This window comes from Priestia sp. TRM10, from assembly GCF_057808375.1.
The window spans coordinates 708,021-723,283 of the sequence record NZ_JBJZOT010000015.1 but is presented as its reverse complement, the minus strand read 5'-3'; the positions used below and the strand labels follow the sequence as shown (position 1 = coordinate 723,283).

General features: G+C 37.3%; 19 protein-coding genes. All 19 read left to right on the top strand.

From position 1 onward, the window contains the following. The first annotated feature begins 57 nt into the window (after positions 1–57). The 19 genes from fliF (at position 58) to flhB (ending at position 15,249) form a co-directional block, all read left to right on the top strand. Positions 58–1,662, top strand: a complete 1,605-nt coding sequence (gene fliF / locus ACK3CR_RS20425) for a flagellar basal-body MS-ring/collar protein FliF (RefSeq protein ID WP_488976063.1) — start codon at positions 58–60, stop codon at positions 1,660–1,662. 21 nt (positions 1,663–1,683) lie between these two features. Next, positions 1,684–2,694 (top strand): flagellar motor switch protein FliG, encoded by a 1,011-nt coding sequence (fliG, locus tag ACK3CR_RS20420; protein ID WP_372440002.1) that lies wholly within the window; start codon positions 1,684–1,686, stop codon positions 2,692–2,694. Continuing rightward, entirely contained in the window at positions 2,687–3,463 is a 777-nt protein-coding gene (gene fliH, locus ACK3CR_RS20415; RefSeq protein ID WP_410914220.1) for a flagellar assembly protein FliH, read from the top strand. The genes fliG and fliH overlap by 8 nt, the downstream gene beginning before the upstream one ends. Then, positions 3,460–4,761, top strand: a complete 1,302-nt coding sequence (gene fliI / locus ACK3CR_RS20410) for a flagellar protein export ATPase FliI (RefSeq protein WP_243518212.1) — start codon at positions 3,460–3,462, stop codon at positions 4,759–4,761. Before fliH ends, fliI begins: the two co-directional genes overlap by 4 nt. Positions 4,762–4,775: 14 nt before the next feature. After that, positions 4,776–5,222: a flagellar export protein FliJ gene (gene fliJ / locus ACK3CR_RS20405; RefSeq protein WP_243518215.1), complete on the top strand. Its 447-nt coding sequence runs from the start codon at positions 4,776–4,778 to the stop codon at positions 5,220–5,222. A 10-nt stretch (positions 5,223–5,232) separates the two neighbouring features. Then, the gene (locus ACK3CR_RS20400) at positions 5,233–5,826 is read left to right on the top strand and encodes a MotE family protein (protein ID WP_430237541.1); all 594 of its coding nucleotides are present in this window, start codon (positions 5,233–5,235) and stop codon (positions 5,824–5,826) included. 12 nt (positions 5,827–5,838) lie between these two features. After that, entirely contained in the window at positions 5,839–7,065 is a 1,227-nt protein-coding gene (locus ACK3CR_RS20395; protein WP_488976062.1) for a flagellar hook-length control protein FliK, read from the top strand. Next, entirely contained in the window at positions 7,066–7,692 is a 627-nt protein-coding gene (locus ACK3CR_RS20390; RefSeq protein ID WP_488976061.1) for a flagellar hook capping FlgD N-terminal domain-containing protein, read from the top strand. It abuts the gene before it with no gap. Between the two features lie 21 nt (positions 7,693–7,713). Then, entirely contained in the window at positions 7,714–8,517 is an 804-nt protein-coding gene (flgG, locus tag ACK3CR_RS20385) for a flagellar basal body rod protein FlgG (RefSeq protein ID WP_488976060.1), read from the top strand. Positions 8,518–8,541: 24 nt separating this feature from the next. Then, complete coding sequence (locus ACK3CR_RS20380) at positions 8,542–8,757, top strand: flagellar FlbD family protein (RefSeq protein WP_243518229.1); 216 nt, start codon at positions 8,542–8,544, stop codon at positions 8,755–8,757. Further along, positions 8,757–9,182, top strand: a complete 426-nt coding sequence (gene fliL / locus ACK3CR_RS20375; protein WP_480380500.1) for a flagellar basal body-associated protein FliL — start codon at positions 8,757–8,759, stop codon at positions 9,180–9,182. The genes ACK3CR_RS20380 and fliL overlap by 1 nt, the downstream gene beginning before the upstream one ends. Before the next feature lie 32 nt (positions 9,183–9,214). Then, entirely contained in the window at positions 9,215–10,213 is a 999-nt protein-coding gene (gene fliM, locus ACK3CR_RS20370) for a flagellar motor switch protein FliM (protein WP_480380499.1), read from the top strand. Further along, positions 10,203–11,369 (top strand): flagellar motor switch phosphatase FliY, encoded by a 1,167-nt coding sequence (gene fliY, locus ACK3CR_RS20365; protein WP_243518237.1) that lies wholly within the window; start codon positions 10,203–10,205, stop codon positions 11,367–11,369. Before fliM ends, fliY begins: the two co-directional genes overlap by 11 nt. A 29-nt stretch (positions 11,370–11,398) precedes the next feature. Beyond that, on the top strand, positions 11,399–11,761 hold the full coding sequence (locus ACK3CR_RS20360; protein ID WP_061801711.1) for a response regulator: 363 nt from the start codon (positions 11,399–11,401) through the stop codon (positions 11,759–11,761). Positions 11,762–11,830: 69 nt separating this feature from the next. Continuing rightward, the gene (locus ACK3CR_RS20355) at positions 11,831–12,451 is read left to right on the top strand and encodes a flagellar biosynthetic protein FliO (protein ID WP_243520737.1); all 621 of its coding nucleotides are present in this window, start codon (positions 11,831–11,833) and stop codon (positions 12,449–12,451) included. Beyond that, on the top strand, positions 12,444–13,112 hold the full coding sequence (gene fliP / locus ACK3CR_RS20350) for a flagellar type III secretion system pore protein FliP (RefSeq protein ID WP_243518239.1): 669 nt from the start codon (positions 12,444–12,446) through the stop codon (positions 13,110–13,112). The genes ACK3CR_RS20355 and fliP overlap by 8 nt, the downstream gene beginning before the upstream one ends. A gap of 9 nt (positions 13,113–13,121) precedes the next feature. Further along, complete coding sequence (gene fliQ / locus ACK3CR_RS20345) at positions 13,122–13,391, top strand: flagellar biosynthesis protein FliQ (RefSeq protein WP_019391829.1); 270 nt, start codon at positions 13,122–13,124, stop codon at positions 13,389–13,391. A gap of 5 nt (positions 13,392–13,396) precedes the next feature. Further along, the gene (gene fliR, locus ACK3CR_RS20340; protein WP_243518241.1) at positions 13,397–14,173 is read left to right on the top strand and encodes a flagellar biosynthetic protein FliR; all 777 of its coding nucleotides are present in this window, start codon (positions 13,397–13,399) and stop codon (positions 14,171–14,173) included. Beyond that, a complete protein-coding gene (gene flhB / locus ACK3CR_RS20335; protein ID WP_243518243.1) occupies positions 14,173–15,249 on the top strand; it encodes a flagellar biosynthesis protein FlhB in 1,077 nt (358 codons plus the stop codon). Before fliR ends, flhB begins: the two co-directional genes overlap by 1 nt. Positions 15,250–15,263 lie beyond the last annotated feature (14 nt).

The window sequence follows — 15,263 nt, the reverse complement described above, 5'->3', positions numbered from 1 at the left end:
GTTTAGCGGTTATTGGACTCTAAATAAATAGACAAGAAACATAACCGGGGGAAGAAAATGAAAGAAAGATTAACAAGAATTAAAGATTGGAGTACTGGATTTTGGAGAGAGCGAAGTAAAAAGCAAAGATGGTTCTTGATTACAGGATTAGTCATTATTTTAATGGCAATTATTGTTGGGTCTATGCTTGCTACCCGTGAAAAATTTGTTCCTCTTTATAGTAATCTTTCAGCTCAAGAAGCTGGACAAATTAAAACGGAGCTCGATGCAAAAGGGGTATCCTCAGAGTTACGTAACGGTGGGACAACCATTTCTGTCCCAAAAGAAAATGTAGATTCATTGAAAGTAGAGCTTGCGTCTCAAGGCATTCCGAAAAACGGCAGCATTGATTATTCCTTTTTTAGTGAGAGCTCAGGATTTGGAATGACAGATAACGAGTTTAGCGTCCTAAAGGTAGATGCAATGCAAACGGAGCTTGCAAATCTTATTAAAGGAATTGACGGAGTACAAGATGCAAACGTAATGATTTCTTTACCAAAAGATAGCGTATGGGTGAGGGATAAAGGCGAAGAAGCTCAAGCTTCTATTGTTCTTACAACAAAGCCTGGCTATCAATTTGACGATCAGCAGATTCAGTCTCTCTATCACCTTGTGTCTAAAAGCGTTCCGAATTTGCCAACAGATAATATCGCTATTATGAATCAATATTTTGAGTACTATGATCTGGCAAATAACGATGGAAAAAATCCTGAGGGTGGGATCGCTTCTATACAGTCTCAGTATGCAATGAAAAAGCAGGTTGAACGAGATATACAAAGAGAAGTTCAGAAGATGCTTGGCGCGATGATTGGTCAAGATAAAGTCGTTGTCTCTGTTTCAACAGATATTGATTTCACTCAAGAAACAAGAGAAGAAAACCTTGTGGAACCTGTTGATAAAGAGAATATGGAAGGAATTGCGGTAAGTGCTGAACGTTTAACAGAAACATATACAGGAGAGAATGCTGCGCAAGGGGGAACTGCTGGGACCGGAGACGGTGAAGTCCCTAACTATGAGAGCAGTGAAGAAAACGGAGACGGTGACTATGAACGAAAAGAAGAAAAAATCAATAATGAAGTGAACCGTATCCGTCGTCAGATTGTGGAAAGTCCTTATAAGGTAAAGGATCTTGGTATCCAAGTTATGGTGGAACCACCAAAGAAAAATGATCCAAATTCACTTCCAACTGGAAGTGTTGATGATATTCAACAAATTCTTGGCACAATTGTTAAAACAACAATTCAACAAGATGATGATGAACAAGCATTAACAGATGAACAAATCGAAGACAAAATTGCTGTATCTGTTCAACCTTTTAATGGAAAAATGTCTATGGCACAAGAGGCAGCTTCTTCTATTCCACTATGGATGTACATTGTTGGAGGAATATTGCTTCTAGCTGTTATTATTCTAGCTTTCCTACTCATTCGTAGAAGAAGAAAAGAACCAGAGTGGGAAGAGGAAGAATGGGAAGAAGCATATACATTAGAAGAAGAGGTAGAGGAAGAGGAAGAACAGCTTCTAACAGAAGAACAGCAAAGAAGACAGCGACTTGAAGACTTAGCACAGAGCAAACCTGATGAGTTTGTCAAACTTCTACGTTCGTGGTTAACAGAAGATTAGGAGGAAGACATTGTGGCAAGAGTGGAACAAAAAGGTGCGTTAACAGGAAAGCAGAAGGCAGCCATCCTTTTAATTACGCTTGGACCAGACGTTTCAGCATCGGTTTATAAACATTTAACAGAAGAAGAGATTGAAAGTTTAACATTAGAAATCTCAGCTCTTAAAAAAGTAAATTTAGAAACAAAAGATAAAGTGTTAGAAGAATTTGAACGCCTAGCTGTTGCTCAAGACTATATTTCTCAAGGCGGAATTGGCTATGCCAAAACCGTTCTTGAGAAGGCACTTGGAGCAGATCAAGCTGCGCTTATTATTAAGCGTTTGACATCGTCTCTACAAGTCCGCCCATTTGATTTTGCTCGTAAAGCAAATCCAACTCAAATCTTTAATTTTATCCAAAATGAACATCCGCAAACAATTGCCCTTGTTCTTTCTTACTTGGAGCCCTCACAAGCAGGCCAGATTTTATCTTCACTTCCGCAAGAACAGCAGGCAGATATTGCAAGAAGAATGGCTGTTATGGATAGCACATCACCTGAGGTTATTAATGAAGTTGAGAAAGTCCTCGAAAGAAAGCTTTCTACAACAGTTACTCAAGATTATACACAAACAGGCGGTGTTGAAGCTGTTGTGGAAGTGCTCAATGGTGTTGATCGTTCAACAGAGAGAACCATTTTAGATACGCTTGAAATTCAAGATCCAGAACTTGCAGAAGAAATTAAAAAACGCATGTTTGTTTTCGAAGATATCGTCATTTTGGATAACAGAGCAATTCAACGTATTATTCGAGAGGTGGGTAACGAAGACTTGCTTCTTAGCTTAAAAGTATCAAGTGATGAAGTAAAAGAAGTTGTTTACCGAAATATGTCACAGCGTATGGTTGCTACTTTTAAAGAAGAAATGGAATTCATGGGACCTGTTCGATTAAAAGACGTAGAAGAAGCACAATCAAGAATTGTAGGAGTTATTCGTCAGCTCGAAGAATCAGAAGAAATTGTGATCGCGCGTGGCGGAGGGGATGATATGATTGTCTAATATTATTAAAAAACATCATGGATTCCAACATGCTCAAGATGGAAAAAAGATAGGGATACAGCCTGTTCAATTCAAGATTGAAACAGTAGAAGAATGCGAAGTTCAAAAGCAGCGAATGCGAGAGCAAGCTGAAAGTGAAGTTAAGCAAGCTCAAACAGAGGCGGAAAGAATACGTTTTAGAGCACAAAAACTGCTTCAAGAAGCAGAAAAAACGGTTGAAGAAAAGCGTAAAGAATGGCAAGTAGAATATGAACAGATTTTGGAAAGAGCAAAGCAAGAAGGTTTTGAAAAAGGTTTTTTTCAAGGAAAGCAGGAAGCTGAAAATCAATATAAAGAGCTTTTAAAGGAAGCAGAAGCAACAGTTCATCATGTTCAAGACTCTTATTATCAGTATATTGAACAATCAGAGATGGTGATTTTAGAGCTTGGGATGAAGGTCGCGAAAAAGATTTTGAATATTGAGCTTGAGGAAAATGAAGAGAAGTATATTCATGTTGTTCAAAAAGCAGTTAAAGAAGTTCGTGATCATAAGAATGTTCATATATATATATCACCAAAATACTATACGCTTGTTTCTCAGCGCAAAGAGGAGCTTAGCCTGCTTTTAAGCTCTGATACTTCCTTGTTCTTTTATCCAAGTGAGGATCTTGGTGAAACAGATTGTATGATTGAATCTTCATTTGGAAAAGTAAATGCAAGCATCGACAGCCAGCTTGCTGAAATTAAGAAAAGCCTCGTCGAAATGATAAAGGATGAGGAAACGATATGAAAGTAAAAGAAATTTTAGATAGGATAGAAGACATCTCTTCATTCAAACGATACGGGAAAGTTACGAGAGTAGTAGGGTTAATGATTGAAGCAAGAGGGCCAAGCACTTCTATTGGAGACATATGCTACATCCACTTGCGCAATGGAGCAGCACATATTAAAGCAGAAGTAGTAGGTTTCAAAGAAGAGTTTGTTATTCTTATGCCTTATAAAGATGTACGCGATATTTCGCCAGGCTGTATTGTTGAAACAACATCAAAGCCACTCCAAATCAAAGTTGGAGAAGCTCTTATTGGACGTGTGTTAGATCCGCTTGGTCAGCCGTTAAATGGTGAAGAACTTCCAAAAGGTCTTTTTAACGTTTCAGCTGAAGAAGATCCACCAAATCCGCTTGAGCGCCCAACAATTTGCGAACCAATTGAAGTTGGAGTTAAAACAATTGATACGCTATTAACTGTTGGAAACGGTCAGCGGCTAGGAATTTTTGCGGGAAGCGGAGTTGGAAAAAGTACCCTTATGGGAATGATTGCCCGAAATACAAACGCGGATTTAAACGTCATAGCGTTAATTGGTGAACGAGGTCGAGAAGTTCGCGAATTTATTGAACATGATTTAGGTGAAGAAGGATTAAAAAATTCCATCGTCATTGTTGCAACATCAGATCAACCTGCCCTAATGCGTATTAAAGGAGCTTATACAGCAACATCTATTGCAGAATATTTTAGAAACCAAGGAAAGAACGTTATGTTTATGATGGACTCTGTAACTCGTGTTGCAATGGCACAGCGTGAGATTGGGCTTGCGGTTGGTGAGCCTCCAACAACAAAAGGTTATACTCCCTCTGTGTTTGCTACTCTTCCAAGACTTTTAGAGAGAACAGGAAGAAACAAAAGGGGATCTATTACAGCTTTTTATACAGTTCTTGTTGATGGGGATGATATGAACGAGCCTATTGCTGATACAGTAAGAGGAATTGTAGACGGTCATATCGTGCTTGATCGAGCTCTTGCAAATAAAGGCCAGTATCCAGCTATCAATGTTTTAAAAAGTATAAGTCGGGTGATGAGCAGCATCGTTACCGAAGAACATAAAGAGAAGGCAAATCGATTAAGAGTTCTTCTCTCAACATATTTAGAGGCGGAAGACTTAATAAATATAGGGGCGTACAAAAGAGGATCTTCTCAGAAAATCGATGAAGCAATGACTTTATATCCTGAAATTATTAGTTTCTTAAAACAAGGAACAGATGAAAAAATGCGTTTAGAAGAAAGCATTGAAGAGCTGAACAACCTAGTATAAAAGGAATGAAAAATGTGAGTTTTCAGTTTAAATTTTCTAAAGTTATGGCAATTAAACAATCTGAAAAAGATCGGATGCTGAATGAATACAATGAAGCTGTCAGGCAGTTTGAAGAAGTTGGTCAGCGTCTTTATCAATGTTTGAAACATAAAGAGAATTTTATTGATGAATATAATGAAGAAATGAGCATAGGTGTTTCTGTTGAGAAGTTAAAACAGTCTCAAAACTATATGGATTATCTAGAACGTGAAATTGAAGTTCTTCAACAAAAGATGAACATCGCTCGACAGACAATGAGAATTAAAGAAGTTAAGCTACGTGAGAAAAACATCGAAGTGAAGAAGTATGAAAAGATGGAAACAAAAGCGCTTATCCATTATCAAAACCTCCAACGAGAGAGCGAAGCAAAACAAATGGATGAAGTATCTATTCAGCAATACTTATTGAAAGGAATTAGGTGAGGGAAAGCTTATGAAAAAACAAAAGGCAGAGACAGAAAAAGAGCCAAAGCGTAAGAAAGGGCCTCTCCTTTTTATTATTTTCTTACTCTTTCTTCTTATTATAGGCGGAGCAGGATACTTTCTGTTAAGCGCTAGTGGAGTTGATGTTAGAGGAAAAGTATTCTCAGCCCTTCCTTTTTTAAATGAAGAAAGCGATCAAGAAGCATCATCTCAGTCAACGAACTCATCTAACACGCAAAATCAAGAAATGGAAGCATTGCAAAAAAAGATAAAAGAGAAAGATCTTGAAATTGAAAATCTTCAAGTGAAGCTTGAGCGCGCAAAAGCAGAAATGCCAACTGAGGAAAATAGTGAAGAAACGGAAGCAAGCACAGGGGAAGAGGAAGACTCTCAAACAGCGGAGATGAAGAACCTTGTTCGTTCATATGAATCGATGTCACCTAAAAATGCGGCCCTTATTATAAGCGAATTGAAAGAAGATCAAGCTCTAGATTTACTAGGACAACTAAAAACAGAAGCGCTCGCAAACATTTTAGCAAAAATGGAGCCTGACGTGGCTGCTAAGTATACTGAACTTTTGGCAGAAGAAGCGAACGTTCAATAAGGAGAAAAAGGAATGAAACTTACTACATCCGAAATAGCACCACTACATTCTTTAAAAACATCTTTTGAAAAAGAGCAGAAGATGGCTTCTCCTCTTTTTCAAGGTTTGCTTCTTCAAGCAGGTATAGAACAGGAACAACAAAGTCAACAGCTAGAAGAAAAGGAAAGCATAAATGATGATAATATAGCGGCATCAGAAGATTTAATAAGTCTTCTTTTTTATCAACATATAACGTCAGAGTCCTCGGAAGATAATCCCTTGGAATCAAGGGTGCAAAAACTTGAGAAAATCTTCACAGAGAAGATTGGGTTAAATAACCTCTTTCCTATTGATGAAAAGGGAACAGGAAAAGAGATTCAAGAAATGCTGCAGATTGTTCAAATACTTCAAAAAGAATTAATTCAGGGGAACGCTCATGATGCTGAATTGGTTTTTTTAATGCAAAAAAGCCCTTTATTTGCAGATATGAAGGAGACATTAACACACGATGAAATGAGAGCTTTAAAAGTTTTTTCAAAGCTGTTAGAGGTCGTTCCACCAAACGCGAAAGATGAGATTTTAAAGGGATCATCTAAACTACCCTCAAGAGAAGAATTAGAGCGCATGCTTTCTCACATTGATCAGAAATTAACTACTCTTTCTCAGAAAAAAGAGTTCTCTTCTCCGTTTGCTTCTTTTCTTTTTTCCTCCTTTAAAAAAGGAGAAGAAGGAAAGGGAATGTTAGATACTCAACATAACTTTTTGTCTACTATTCCAAGTGGGACAATGAGTAAAGTCCACCAGCTTGTTTTTTATATTGGCAATAACGGTTCTTCACAGGAAGATGGGCTTGTACGGCAGCTTCAGCAAGCTTTTCAGCGTAGTTCTCTCTTTGTTCATGGAAATCAAACAAAGATTCTCATTAAGCTTAATCCACAAGAGCTTGGTACTATAACCGTTCAGCTTGTAAAACAACAGAATAAGCTCACTGCTACAATTGTAACAAGCACACCAGCTACAAAGGAAATGCTTGAACATCATCTTCATCATTTGAAAAGTGCTCTAACCCATCAAGGTGTACAGGTTGAAAAAATGGAAGTGCTTCACCAGTTTTCAGCTTCTGAGGGTTCAGATGCTGAGTTAAAAAGAGATTCTCGTGATGAAGAAGGAAAACAAAAAGAACAACAATCAAAAGAGCAAAAAGAAGAGAATCGCTTTGAAGATATTTTAAAAGAGCTTGAAATGATAGAAGAAATGTAGGTGCTAAAAGTGGAAATTAATAATCGCTTTTCTTATGAAACAATGCAAGCTGAGAAGCGGAAAACGTCTTCTTCAGGAAGTGAACTTGGAAAAGATGATTTTCTAAATATTTTAATGACTCAACTTCAGAACCAAGATCCATCAAATCCTGTTGATGATAAGGAATTCATTGCTCAATTGGCAACTTTTTCGACGCTTGAACAAATCACAAATTTGAATACAACGGTTCAAAGTTTTATTGAAGAACAAAAACCGAACACGCTTTTACAACTGCAGAGTTTAATAGATCAAAATGTGACCTGGAGCTCAACAGAAGAGAATGGTCAAACAAAAAAAGGGCAAAAAGGCATCATTAAAAGTGTTTATATGGATGATAATCAAATGATGTTTGAAACAACTGAAGGATTAAAAGGGAACACAGCGGACCTTGATAAAATAGGGGTGCAAAATGCTGATGTTTTAGGAAATGCAAGCAATCTTATTGGACGAACAATAGGGTGGCAGGAAGATGGGGCTGAAAAAGAAGCTGCTGTTACAGCGGTGTCTTTAAAAAATGGAATTCTTCTTTTTGAAATGGAGAATGGAAATACGATTAAACAAAGTCAAATTACAAGAGTTTTATCATAAAAGTTTAGGAGGAGAATGTATATGTTACGTTCGATGTATTCTGGGATTAGTGGAATGAAAAACTTTCAAACAAAGCTTGATGTGATTGGAAATAACGTTGCTAATGTAAACACGGCTGGATTCAAAAAAGGAAGAGTTCTTTTTAAAGATATGATAAGTCAGCAAGTTGGAAGCGCAAATGCTCCAACGAACCAAAATGGTGTGAATTTAGGCGGGATAAATGCAAAACAAATTGGCTTAGGTTCACAAATTCAGTCTATTGATACTCTTCATACAGAAGGAAGTACACAGTCAACAGGTCGAACGCTTGATTTGTCTATTGCCGGAGATGGATATTTCCGAGTTCAATCAGGAAACGGTGAAGAATTTTATACAAGAGCAGGCAATTTTTATGTAGATGCTAGTGGTGCCCTTGTTAACGGAGACGGCTATAGAGTTTTAAATACGAATAATCAAGCCATTACGATTGGAACAAATGCTGAAGATATCGCTATTGATACTTCAGGAAGAATCAATGTGAAAGTAAATGGTAACTGGAACGTTGTAGCAACACTCGGACTTACTCGTTTTTCTAACCCAGAAGGATTAGAGAAAGCAGGAGGGTCATTATTCCAATCTTCTGCGAACTCAGGAATACCTTTGAATGGTACACCTGGCGCGGATGGATATGGTGAAGTAATGTCAGGAACTCTTGAAATGTCAAATGTTGACTTGTCAGAGGAATTTACGGATATGATTGTAGCCCAGCGCGGTTTTCAAGCTAATACAAAAGTAATTACAACATCTGATGAAGTATTGCAAGAGCTATTAAACCTTAAACGATAGAATCATAGGAGTTGAGCATTTGGAATGATTATGCTGACGCGTCTAAATGGCAAAGAATTTACTTTGAATGCTTTATATATTGAACAGGTGGAGGCATTTCCAGATACAACGATTACGTTAACAAATGGGAAGAAGTTTGTTGTAAGAGAAACGGTCGAATCTGTTTCCGCTAAAGTGAGCGCTTTTTACGGAGAAGTTCATATTTTAGGTAAAAAGAATGTGCAGGGAGAAGAAGATTGATGGGGAAAAAAGTGAGAATTATAACGATTATTATTTTTCTTTTACTGCTTGCTGGAGGTAGTACTTGGTTTTTCCTGTTTGAAAAGGAAGGAAAAGCAGAAGAAGTGAAAGAGCCATCTATTGATGAAATTGTGGAGGCTTCTGTAAATATTGATGACGTTACAACGAACTTATCAAGTGAAAATTATATAAAGATGTCGTTTACTCTTCAAACGAATAGTAAGGAAGCAAAAGAAGAACTAACAAAACGTGAATTTCAAGTAAGAGATCTTATGATTAAACAGCTTTCGAATATGAAAGTAGAACAATTTCAAGGCAAAGAAGGGATTTCTTCACTTGAACAAATGTTGAAAGAAGAGATTAATAGTTTGATGCAAGAAGGAAAAGTTGTAAAAATTTATACAACCTCCAAAATACTACAATAAATGATAAAGCGTCTCAAGGAGGTGCGTATAGCTTGTCTAATGAAGTATTATCACAAAGTGAAATAGATGCATTACTTTCAGCCATTTCAGCTGGTGAGATGGATGCAGAACAACTTCGCAAAGAAGATCGGGCTAAAAAAGTAAAAGTATATGATTTCAAACGAGCGCTTCGCTTTTCAAAAGATCAAATTCGAAGCTTAACGCGCATTCACGAAAACTTTGCTCGTCTTTTAACAACGCATCTTTCAGCACAGCTACGTACATATGTGCAAATTTCAGTAGCATCTGTTGATCAAATTCCATATGAAGAATTTATACGGTCAATCCCTAATATGACATTTTTGAACATTATTGAAGTTCCTCCTCTTGCTGGGAGAGTGCTTTTTGAATTAAATCCACAGGTTGCCTATGCCATGCTTGATAGACGTTTAGGTGGGACAGGCTCTAGTGTAAACAAAGTTGACACACTAACAGAAATTGAAACAAAGTTAATTACAGATCTTGTAGAGAAATCGCTAGATTCATTTGAAGAAGCTTGGAGCAGCGTTGCTAAAATGAAACCACAGCTTTCTGACTTTGAAGTAAACCCTCAATTCCTTCAAATGGTTTCACCAAATGAAACAGTTGTCGTTGTTTCGCTTACAACTCAAATTGGAGATGTAAAGGGAATGATTAACATTTGTTTACCACACGTTGTACTTGAACCTATCGTCTCAAAGCTTTCCATGCACTATTGGATGCAGTCAACAAAAAAAGAGCCGACTTCTGAAGAAACAGAGCTCCTAAAAAAACGTGTGTATACCGCAGAGCTTCCTATTGTAGCAGAGCTCGGTCAAGCGAAAATTACAATTGAAGACTTTTTATCACTTGGAAATGAAGACGTGATTTGTTTGGACCAATCGATTGGTCAATCGTTAACAATTAAAGTAAATCATATACCTAAATTTAAAGCACAGCCAGGGAAAATGGGACGTAAAATGGCTGTACAAATCTTAGAAAAAGTGACGGGAGGGGAAAGCGATGAACAATGACAACATGCTTTCACAAGATGAAATAGATGCTCTCCTTCAGGGAAGTGACGATGACTATGAGAGCCTAGAGCAGGAAAACGTTGATCAGCTCTTAACAGAAGAAGAACGCGATATTTTAGGTGAAATCGGAAATATCTCTTTTGGGAGCTCTGCCACCACTTTGTCTACTTTATTAAATCAAAAAGTAGAGATTACAACCCCTGGTATTTCCCTTATATATCATCATGATTTAGCAAGAGAATTTCCGCATCCTTGTGTTGCTCTTCAAGTAGAGTATGTAAACGGATTAAGCGGAGTGAACTTATTTATTATTTCCCAGAAGGATGCCACAATTATTGCTGATCTTATGCTTGGAGGAACAGGGAAAGATGCTGCACCTGAGCTAAACGATATTCAGACAAGTGCTGTCGAAGAAGCAATGAATCAGATGATGGGAACATCTGCGACATCTATGTCAAAAGTATTTCAGAAAAAGGTAGATATTTCTCCTCCAAGTCTAGAGCTATTAAATATCATTGAAGGAGAAGGTACAAAAGTCGTACCACCAGAAGAAACGCTTGTAAAAGTGGCCTTCAAACTGAAAATTGGCGAGCTTATGGACTCAGACATTATGCAGCTTATGCCTCTTCGTGTTGCAAAGCAAATGGTTGGCAGTTTAACTCATCGAGATGTAGCACGTAAAAATGATTCAAATGAACCGATAAAAATAACGGAAGAAAAAATGGCAGAGGAACAGAAAATGATGAAGGATGAAAAACAATACTTTGATTATGAGCAAGACCATTCGATGAATACAAAAAAGCAAGATACTCCTTACGAGTCCCGTCCTTCTCAAACAGATGTTCAGCAGGCTACTTTTTCTGAATTTGAGCCATCTCCAATTCAAAAAGCGGATACGAAAAACTTAGATATGTTATTGGATGTTCCTTTAGATGTAACAGTTGAGCTTGGAAGAACAAGAAGGTCTGTTAGAGAAATTTTAACTCTTTCATCAGGATCTATTATTGAGCTTGATAAATTAGCAGGTGAGCCTGTTGATATATTAGTAAATAACAAGCTTGTAGCTCAAGGAGAAGTTGTCGTTATTGATGAAAACTTTGGGGTGCGTGTTACAGATATCGTAAGTCAACGAGATCGTTTAAACAAATTAAGATAAGAAAGTAAGATTGATGAGGAGGCAAGGGAATGTCAAAGCGGATTTTAGTTGTTGACGATGCTGCGTTTATGAGAATGATGATTAAAGATATTTTAACGAAGAATGGCTACGAAGTTGTAGCTGAAGCTGCAGATGGACTGCAAGCTATTGAACAATATAAAGAGCATAAACCAGATCTTGTAACAATGGATATTACAATGCCTGAAATGGACGGCATTCACTCGCTGAAGGAAATTAAGAAAGTGAATCCAAATGCCAAGGTAATTATGTGCTCAGCAATGGGACAGCAAGCGATGGTTATCGATGCTATCCAAGCTGGTGCAAAGGACTTTATTGTTAAACCGTTTCAAGCAGATCGAGTTATTGAAGCAATTTCTAAAACATTAGGATAAGATATAGAGCCAAGGTGTTCTCTACACCTTGGCTATGAAATTTCATAGAAGAGGTGGCTTTTGTTGAAAGTGTTAAAAACGATAGCTGGTATCATCTGCGTGTTGTTTTTATTATCTCCATCCATAGCATTTGCAGCCAGCGAGCCATCTGTTAGTGATTGTCTAGAAAACAAGGAAAAGTGTGGAGAAACGGCTCAAACAACCAAAGATTCTAAAAATCAAAGTGAGAGCGCCCATAATTTTGTGTCCGCTTGGGACTACGTCAAAGTAGTAATAGCTTTTATTTTTGTTATTGCCCTTTTATATGGAGTTTTAAAATTTGTAAACAAGCGGAATCATGGACTTCAAGCACATAAACTTGTTCAAAATTTAGGTGGAACAAACTTAGGAAACAATCGCTCTGTACAGGTGGTCAAAGTAGGAGAAAGAGTACTTGTGGTAGGAGTGGGACAAAACGTTGAACTTTTAACACAAATTACGGATAACGAAGAAAGAGAAAAGCTTTTGCGCGAATACAATGAGCTTGGAAGTAGCGAAACATATAAAACGCTTCTTCCTACTTTTTTGGAAAAACGCAAAAGAACACAAAAGGATTTTAAGACTGAATTTCAATCTCGTTTACAAGAAATGAAAAATGAAAGATCAGAGCTTTTAAATAAGATGGAAAGGAAAAACGGCGACGATGAATGAGTTTGTAAATCTTTTCAATACGACAGACACAGAATCTGTATCAACAACAATAAAACTGCTTTTGTTGCTGACCGTTTTTTCTTTAGCACCAGGCATTTTAATTTTAATGACGTGCTTTACAAGAGTTGTGGTTGTACTCGCTTTTTTAAGAACAGCACTTGGTACTCAGCAAACACCTCCAACGCAGGTGCTTATTGGGCTCGCTTTATTCATCAGCTTTTTTGTCATGGCACCAACGTTTTCAGAAGTGAATAAAGAAGCGCTACAGCCGTTATTTAACAACGAAATTAGTTTAAATGAGGCTTATGATAAAGCATCACTGCCTATGAAGGAATTTATGACCAAGTACACAAGAGAGAAAGATCTCGCTCTTTTTTTAAACTATGAAGGAGCAGAAAAGCCTGAGTCAATAGAAGAAATCTCAATGCGTGCTCTTGTGCCTGCTTTTGCGATTAGCGAATTGAAGACGGCTTTTCAAATTGGTTTTATGATTTTTGTCCCGTTTTTAGTTATCGATATGATTGTCTCAAGCATTTTGATGTCAATGGGGATGATGATGCTTCCGCCTGTCATGATTTCTTTACCATTTAAAATTTTACTTTTTGTTCTTGTAGATGGCTGGAACCTTGTTATTAAATCCTTACTCTTAAGTTTTCAATAGGTGGTTACTATGAATAGTGAATTTATTATCTCGTTAGCAGAGCGCGGAATATGGACCATTCTTCTTGTAAGTGGACCATTGCTTTTACTCGCGCTCGTTGTTGGTTTGCTTGTTAGTATTTTTCAAGCAACAACTCAAATTCAAGAACAGACACTCGCTTTTATTCCCAAAATTGTGGCCGTGTTCCTTGGGATGATTTTATTTGGCCCATGGATGCTATCTACAATGGTTGAGTTTACATATCAACTTTTCAGTAACTTGCATCATTATATAGGGTGATTGAAATGGACCATTTACTTTCTATTCTCCCAACTTTTTTGCTCGTGCTTGTTCGCATATCAACGTTCTTTATTGTGGCTCCATTTTTCTCTTACAGGACGATTCCTTCGTCGCACAAAATAGGATTTTCAGCTTTGCTAGCTATTGTATTAACAAGTGCTATCGGAGCTGAAGCTATTCCAATTGACGGACGATTTTTGCTCTTGAGTCTAAAGGAATGCATTGTTGGCATTAGCCTTGGTCTTATTGCTTATATTGCCTTTAGCGCTATTCAAACAGCAGGAAGTTTTATTGATTTCCAAATGGGCTTTGCAATTGCTAGTGTTATTGATCCTCAGACAGGAGTTCAAAGTCCGCTTGTTGGACAATACTTATCTATTTTTGCCATGTTATTTTTATTATCGATTGATGGTCATCATTTATTAATTAATGGTCTTTATGAAAGTTTTCAGCTTGTGCCGCTTAGTCAACTATCACTTCACTTTGGAGAAGAGTCGTTTATTAAGACAGTCATTTATGGGTTTTCGTCTATGTTCGCTATTGCTCTTCAGTTATCGCTTCCAATTGTAGCTGCAATCTTCCTTGTTGATGTTGCTTTAGGGATAGTAGCCCGTACAGTACCACAGCTGAACATTTTTGTTGTTGGATTTCCTGTAAAGATTATGGTTACGTTTTTACTATTAATTATCGTCATTGGCAGCTTGTTTTCCGTTATGAAGGAAGTGTTTGATTTAATGCTTGAAGTAATGATGCAGCTCGCAGCTCGCCTAGGAGGGGAATAATGTTAAAGCTTAATCTCCAGTTTTTTGCGGGAGAAAAGACGGAAAAAGCAACTCCAAAGAAAAGGCAAGATTCAAGAAAAAAAGGACAAGTAGCCAAAAGTCAGGATATCAATGCAGCCCTTGTTTTCTTGTTTTTATTTCTTTATTTTTCGTTTGGAGCCAAGTTTATGCTAGAACAGTTTTTAGATATTTTAGCAGAAGGATTCTCGCATAATCTGCTCTTTGATATTACAGAACAAAACGTCATGAAAGTATTTATGGACCTTCTTCCTAAAATCGCATTCGCCGTTCTTCCTATTATGGCAGTGGCTCTTATTGGTGGGATTTTGACAAACTATGCTCAAATAGGACTTTTGTTTTCTACTGAAACATTAAAATTTGATCTAAAAAAAATCAATCCCATTACGGGCGCTAAGCGAATTTTTGCAATGCGTGCCCTTGTGGAACTTTTTAAGTCTGTATTAAAAATTTCATGCATTGGGCTTGTCACTTTTTTTATTTTATGGGCGAACTTAAAAGAAGTTCTTCTGTTAGCACAAAAAGGTGTTCAAGATGCTATGCCGACAATTGGAAAACTTATTTTTCAAATGGGGATTGCGGCGTCACTTGTGCTGCTTTTTATGGCGGTTTTGGATTATGCTTATCAGCGATACGACTATGAAAAAAACATTCGAATGTCAAAGCAAGATATTAAAGACGAGCATAAAAACACGGAAGGAGACCCGCAGATTCGTTCAAAAATTAAGCAAAAACAGCGGGTAATGGCAATGTCACGTATGATGCAAGATGTACCTACAGCAGATGTTATTATTACAAATCCAACACACTATGCTGTTGCTCTAAAATACGATGAACAAAAAGCAGATGCGCCTTACATTGTGGCAAGCGGAGTTGATTTTGTTGCTCAAAAGATCAAAGGAGTTGCCGCACAACATGATATTACAATGATTGAAAATCGACCGCTTGCCAGAGGGTTATATGAGCAAGCTGAAGTAGGACAAGCCATTCCTGAAGAATTTTTTAAAGCAGTGGCTGAGATTTTAGCTTATGTATACCGGATTCAAAAAAAGATTTAGTATTCTAAACAAAG

What these genes read in the sequence shown, in the direction of transcription:
- fliF (WP_488976063.1), top strand. Translation starts at nt 58, where the DNA reads ATGAAAGAAAGATTAACAAGAATTAAAGATTGGAGTACTGGATTTTGG.
- fliI (WP_243518212.1), top strand. Translation starts at nt 3,460, where the DNA reads ATGAAAGTAAAAGAAATTTTAGATAGGATAGAAGACATCTCTTCATTC.
- ACK3CR_RS20400 (WP_430237541.1), top strand. Translation starts at nt 5,233, where the DNA reads ATGAAAAAACAAAAGGCAGAGACAGAAAAAGAGCCAAAGCGTAAGAAA.
- ACK3CR_RS20395 (WP_488976062.1), top strand. Translation starts at nt 5,839, where the DNA reads ATGAAACTTACTACATCCGAAATAGCACCACTACATTCTTTAAAAACA.
- flgG (WP_488976060.1), top strand. Translation starts at nt 7,714, where the DNA reads ATGTTACGTTCGATGTATTCTGGGATTAGTGGAATGAAAAACTTTCAA.
- ACK3CR_RS20380 (WP_243518229.1), top strand. Translation starts at nt 8,542, where the DNA reads ATGATTATGCTGACGCGTCTAAATGGCAAAGAATTTACTTTGAATGCT.
- fliL (WP_480380500.1), top strand. Translation starts at nt 8,757, where the DNA reads ATGGGGAAAAAAGTGAGAATTATAACGATTATTATTTTTCTTTTACTG.
- fliY (WP_243518237.1), top strand. Translation starts at nt 10,203, where the DNA reads ATGAACAATGACAACATGCTTTCACAAGATGAAATAGATGCTCTCCTT.
- ACK3CR_RS20360 (WP_061801711.1), top strand. Translation starts at nt 11,399, where the DNA reads ATGTCAAAGCGGATTTTAGTTGTTGACGATGCTGCGTTTATGAGAATG.
- fliP (WP_243518239.1), top strand. Translation starts at nt 12,444, where the DNA reads ATGAATGAGTTTGTAAATCTTTTCAATACGACAGACACAGAATCTGTA.
- fliQ (WP_019391829.1), top strand. Translation starts at nt 13,122, where the DNA reads ATGAATAGTGAATTTATTATCTCGTTAGCAGAGCGCGGAATATGGACC.
- fliR (WP_243518241.1), top strand. Translation starts at nt 13,397, where the DNA reads ATGGACCATTTACTTTCTATTCTCCCAACTTTTTTGCTCGTGCTTGTT.
- flhB (WP_243518243.1), top strand. Translation starts at nt 14,173, where the DNA reads ATGTTAAAGCTTAATCTCCAGTTTTTTGCGGGAGAAAAGACGGAAAAA.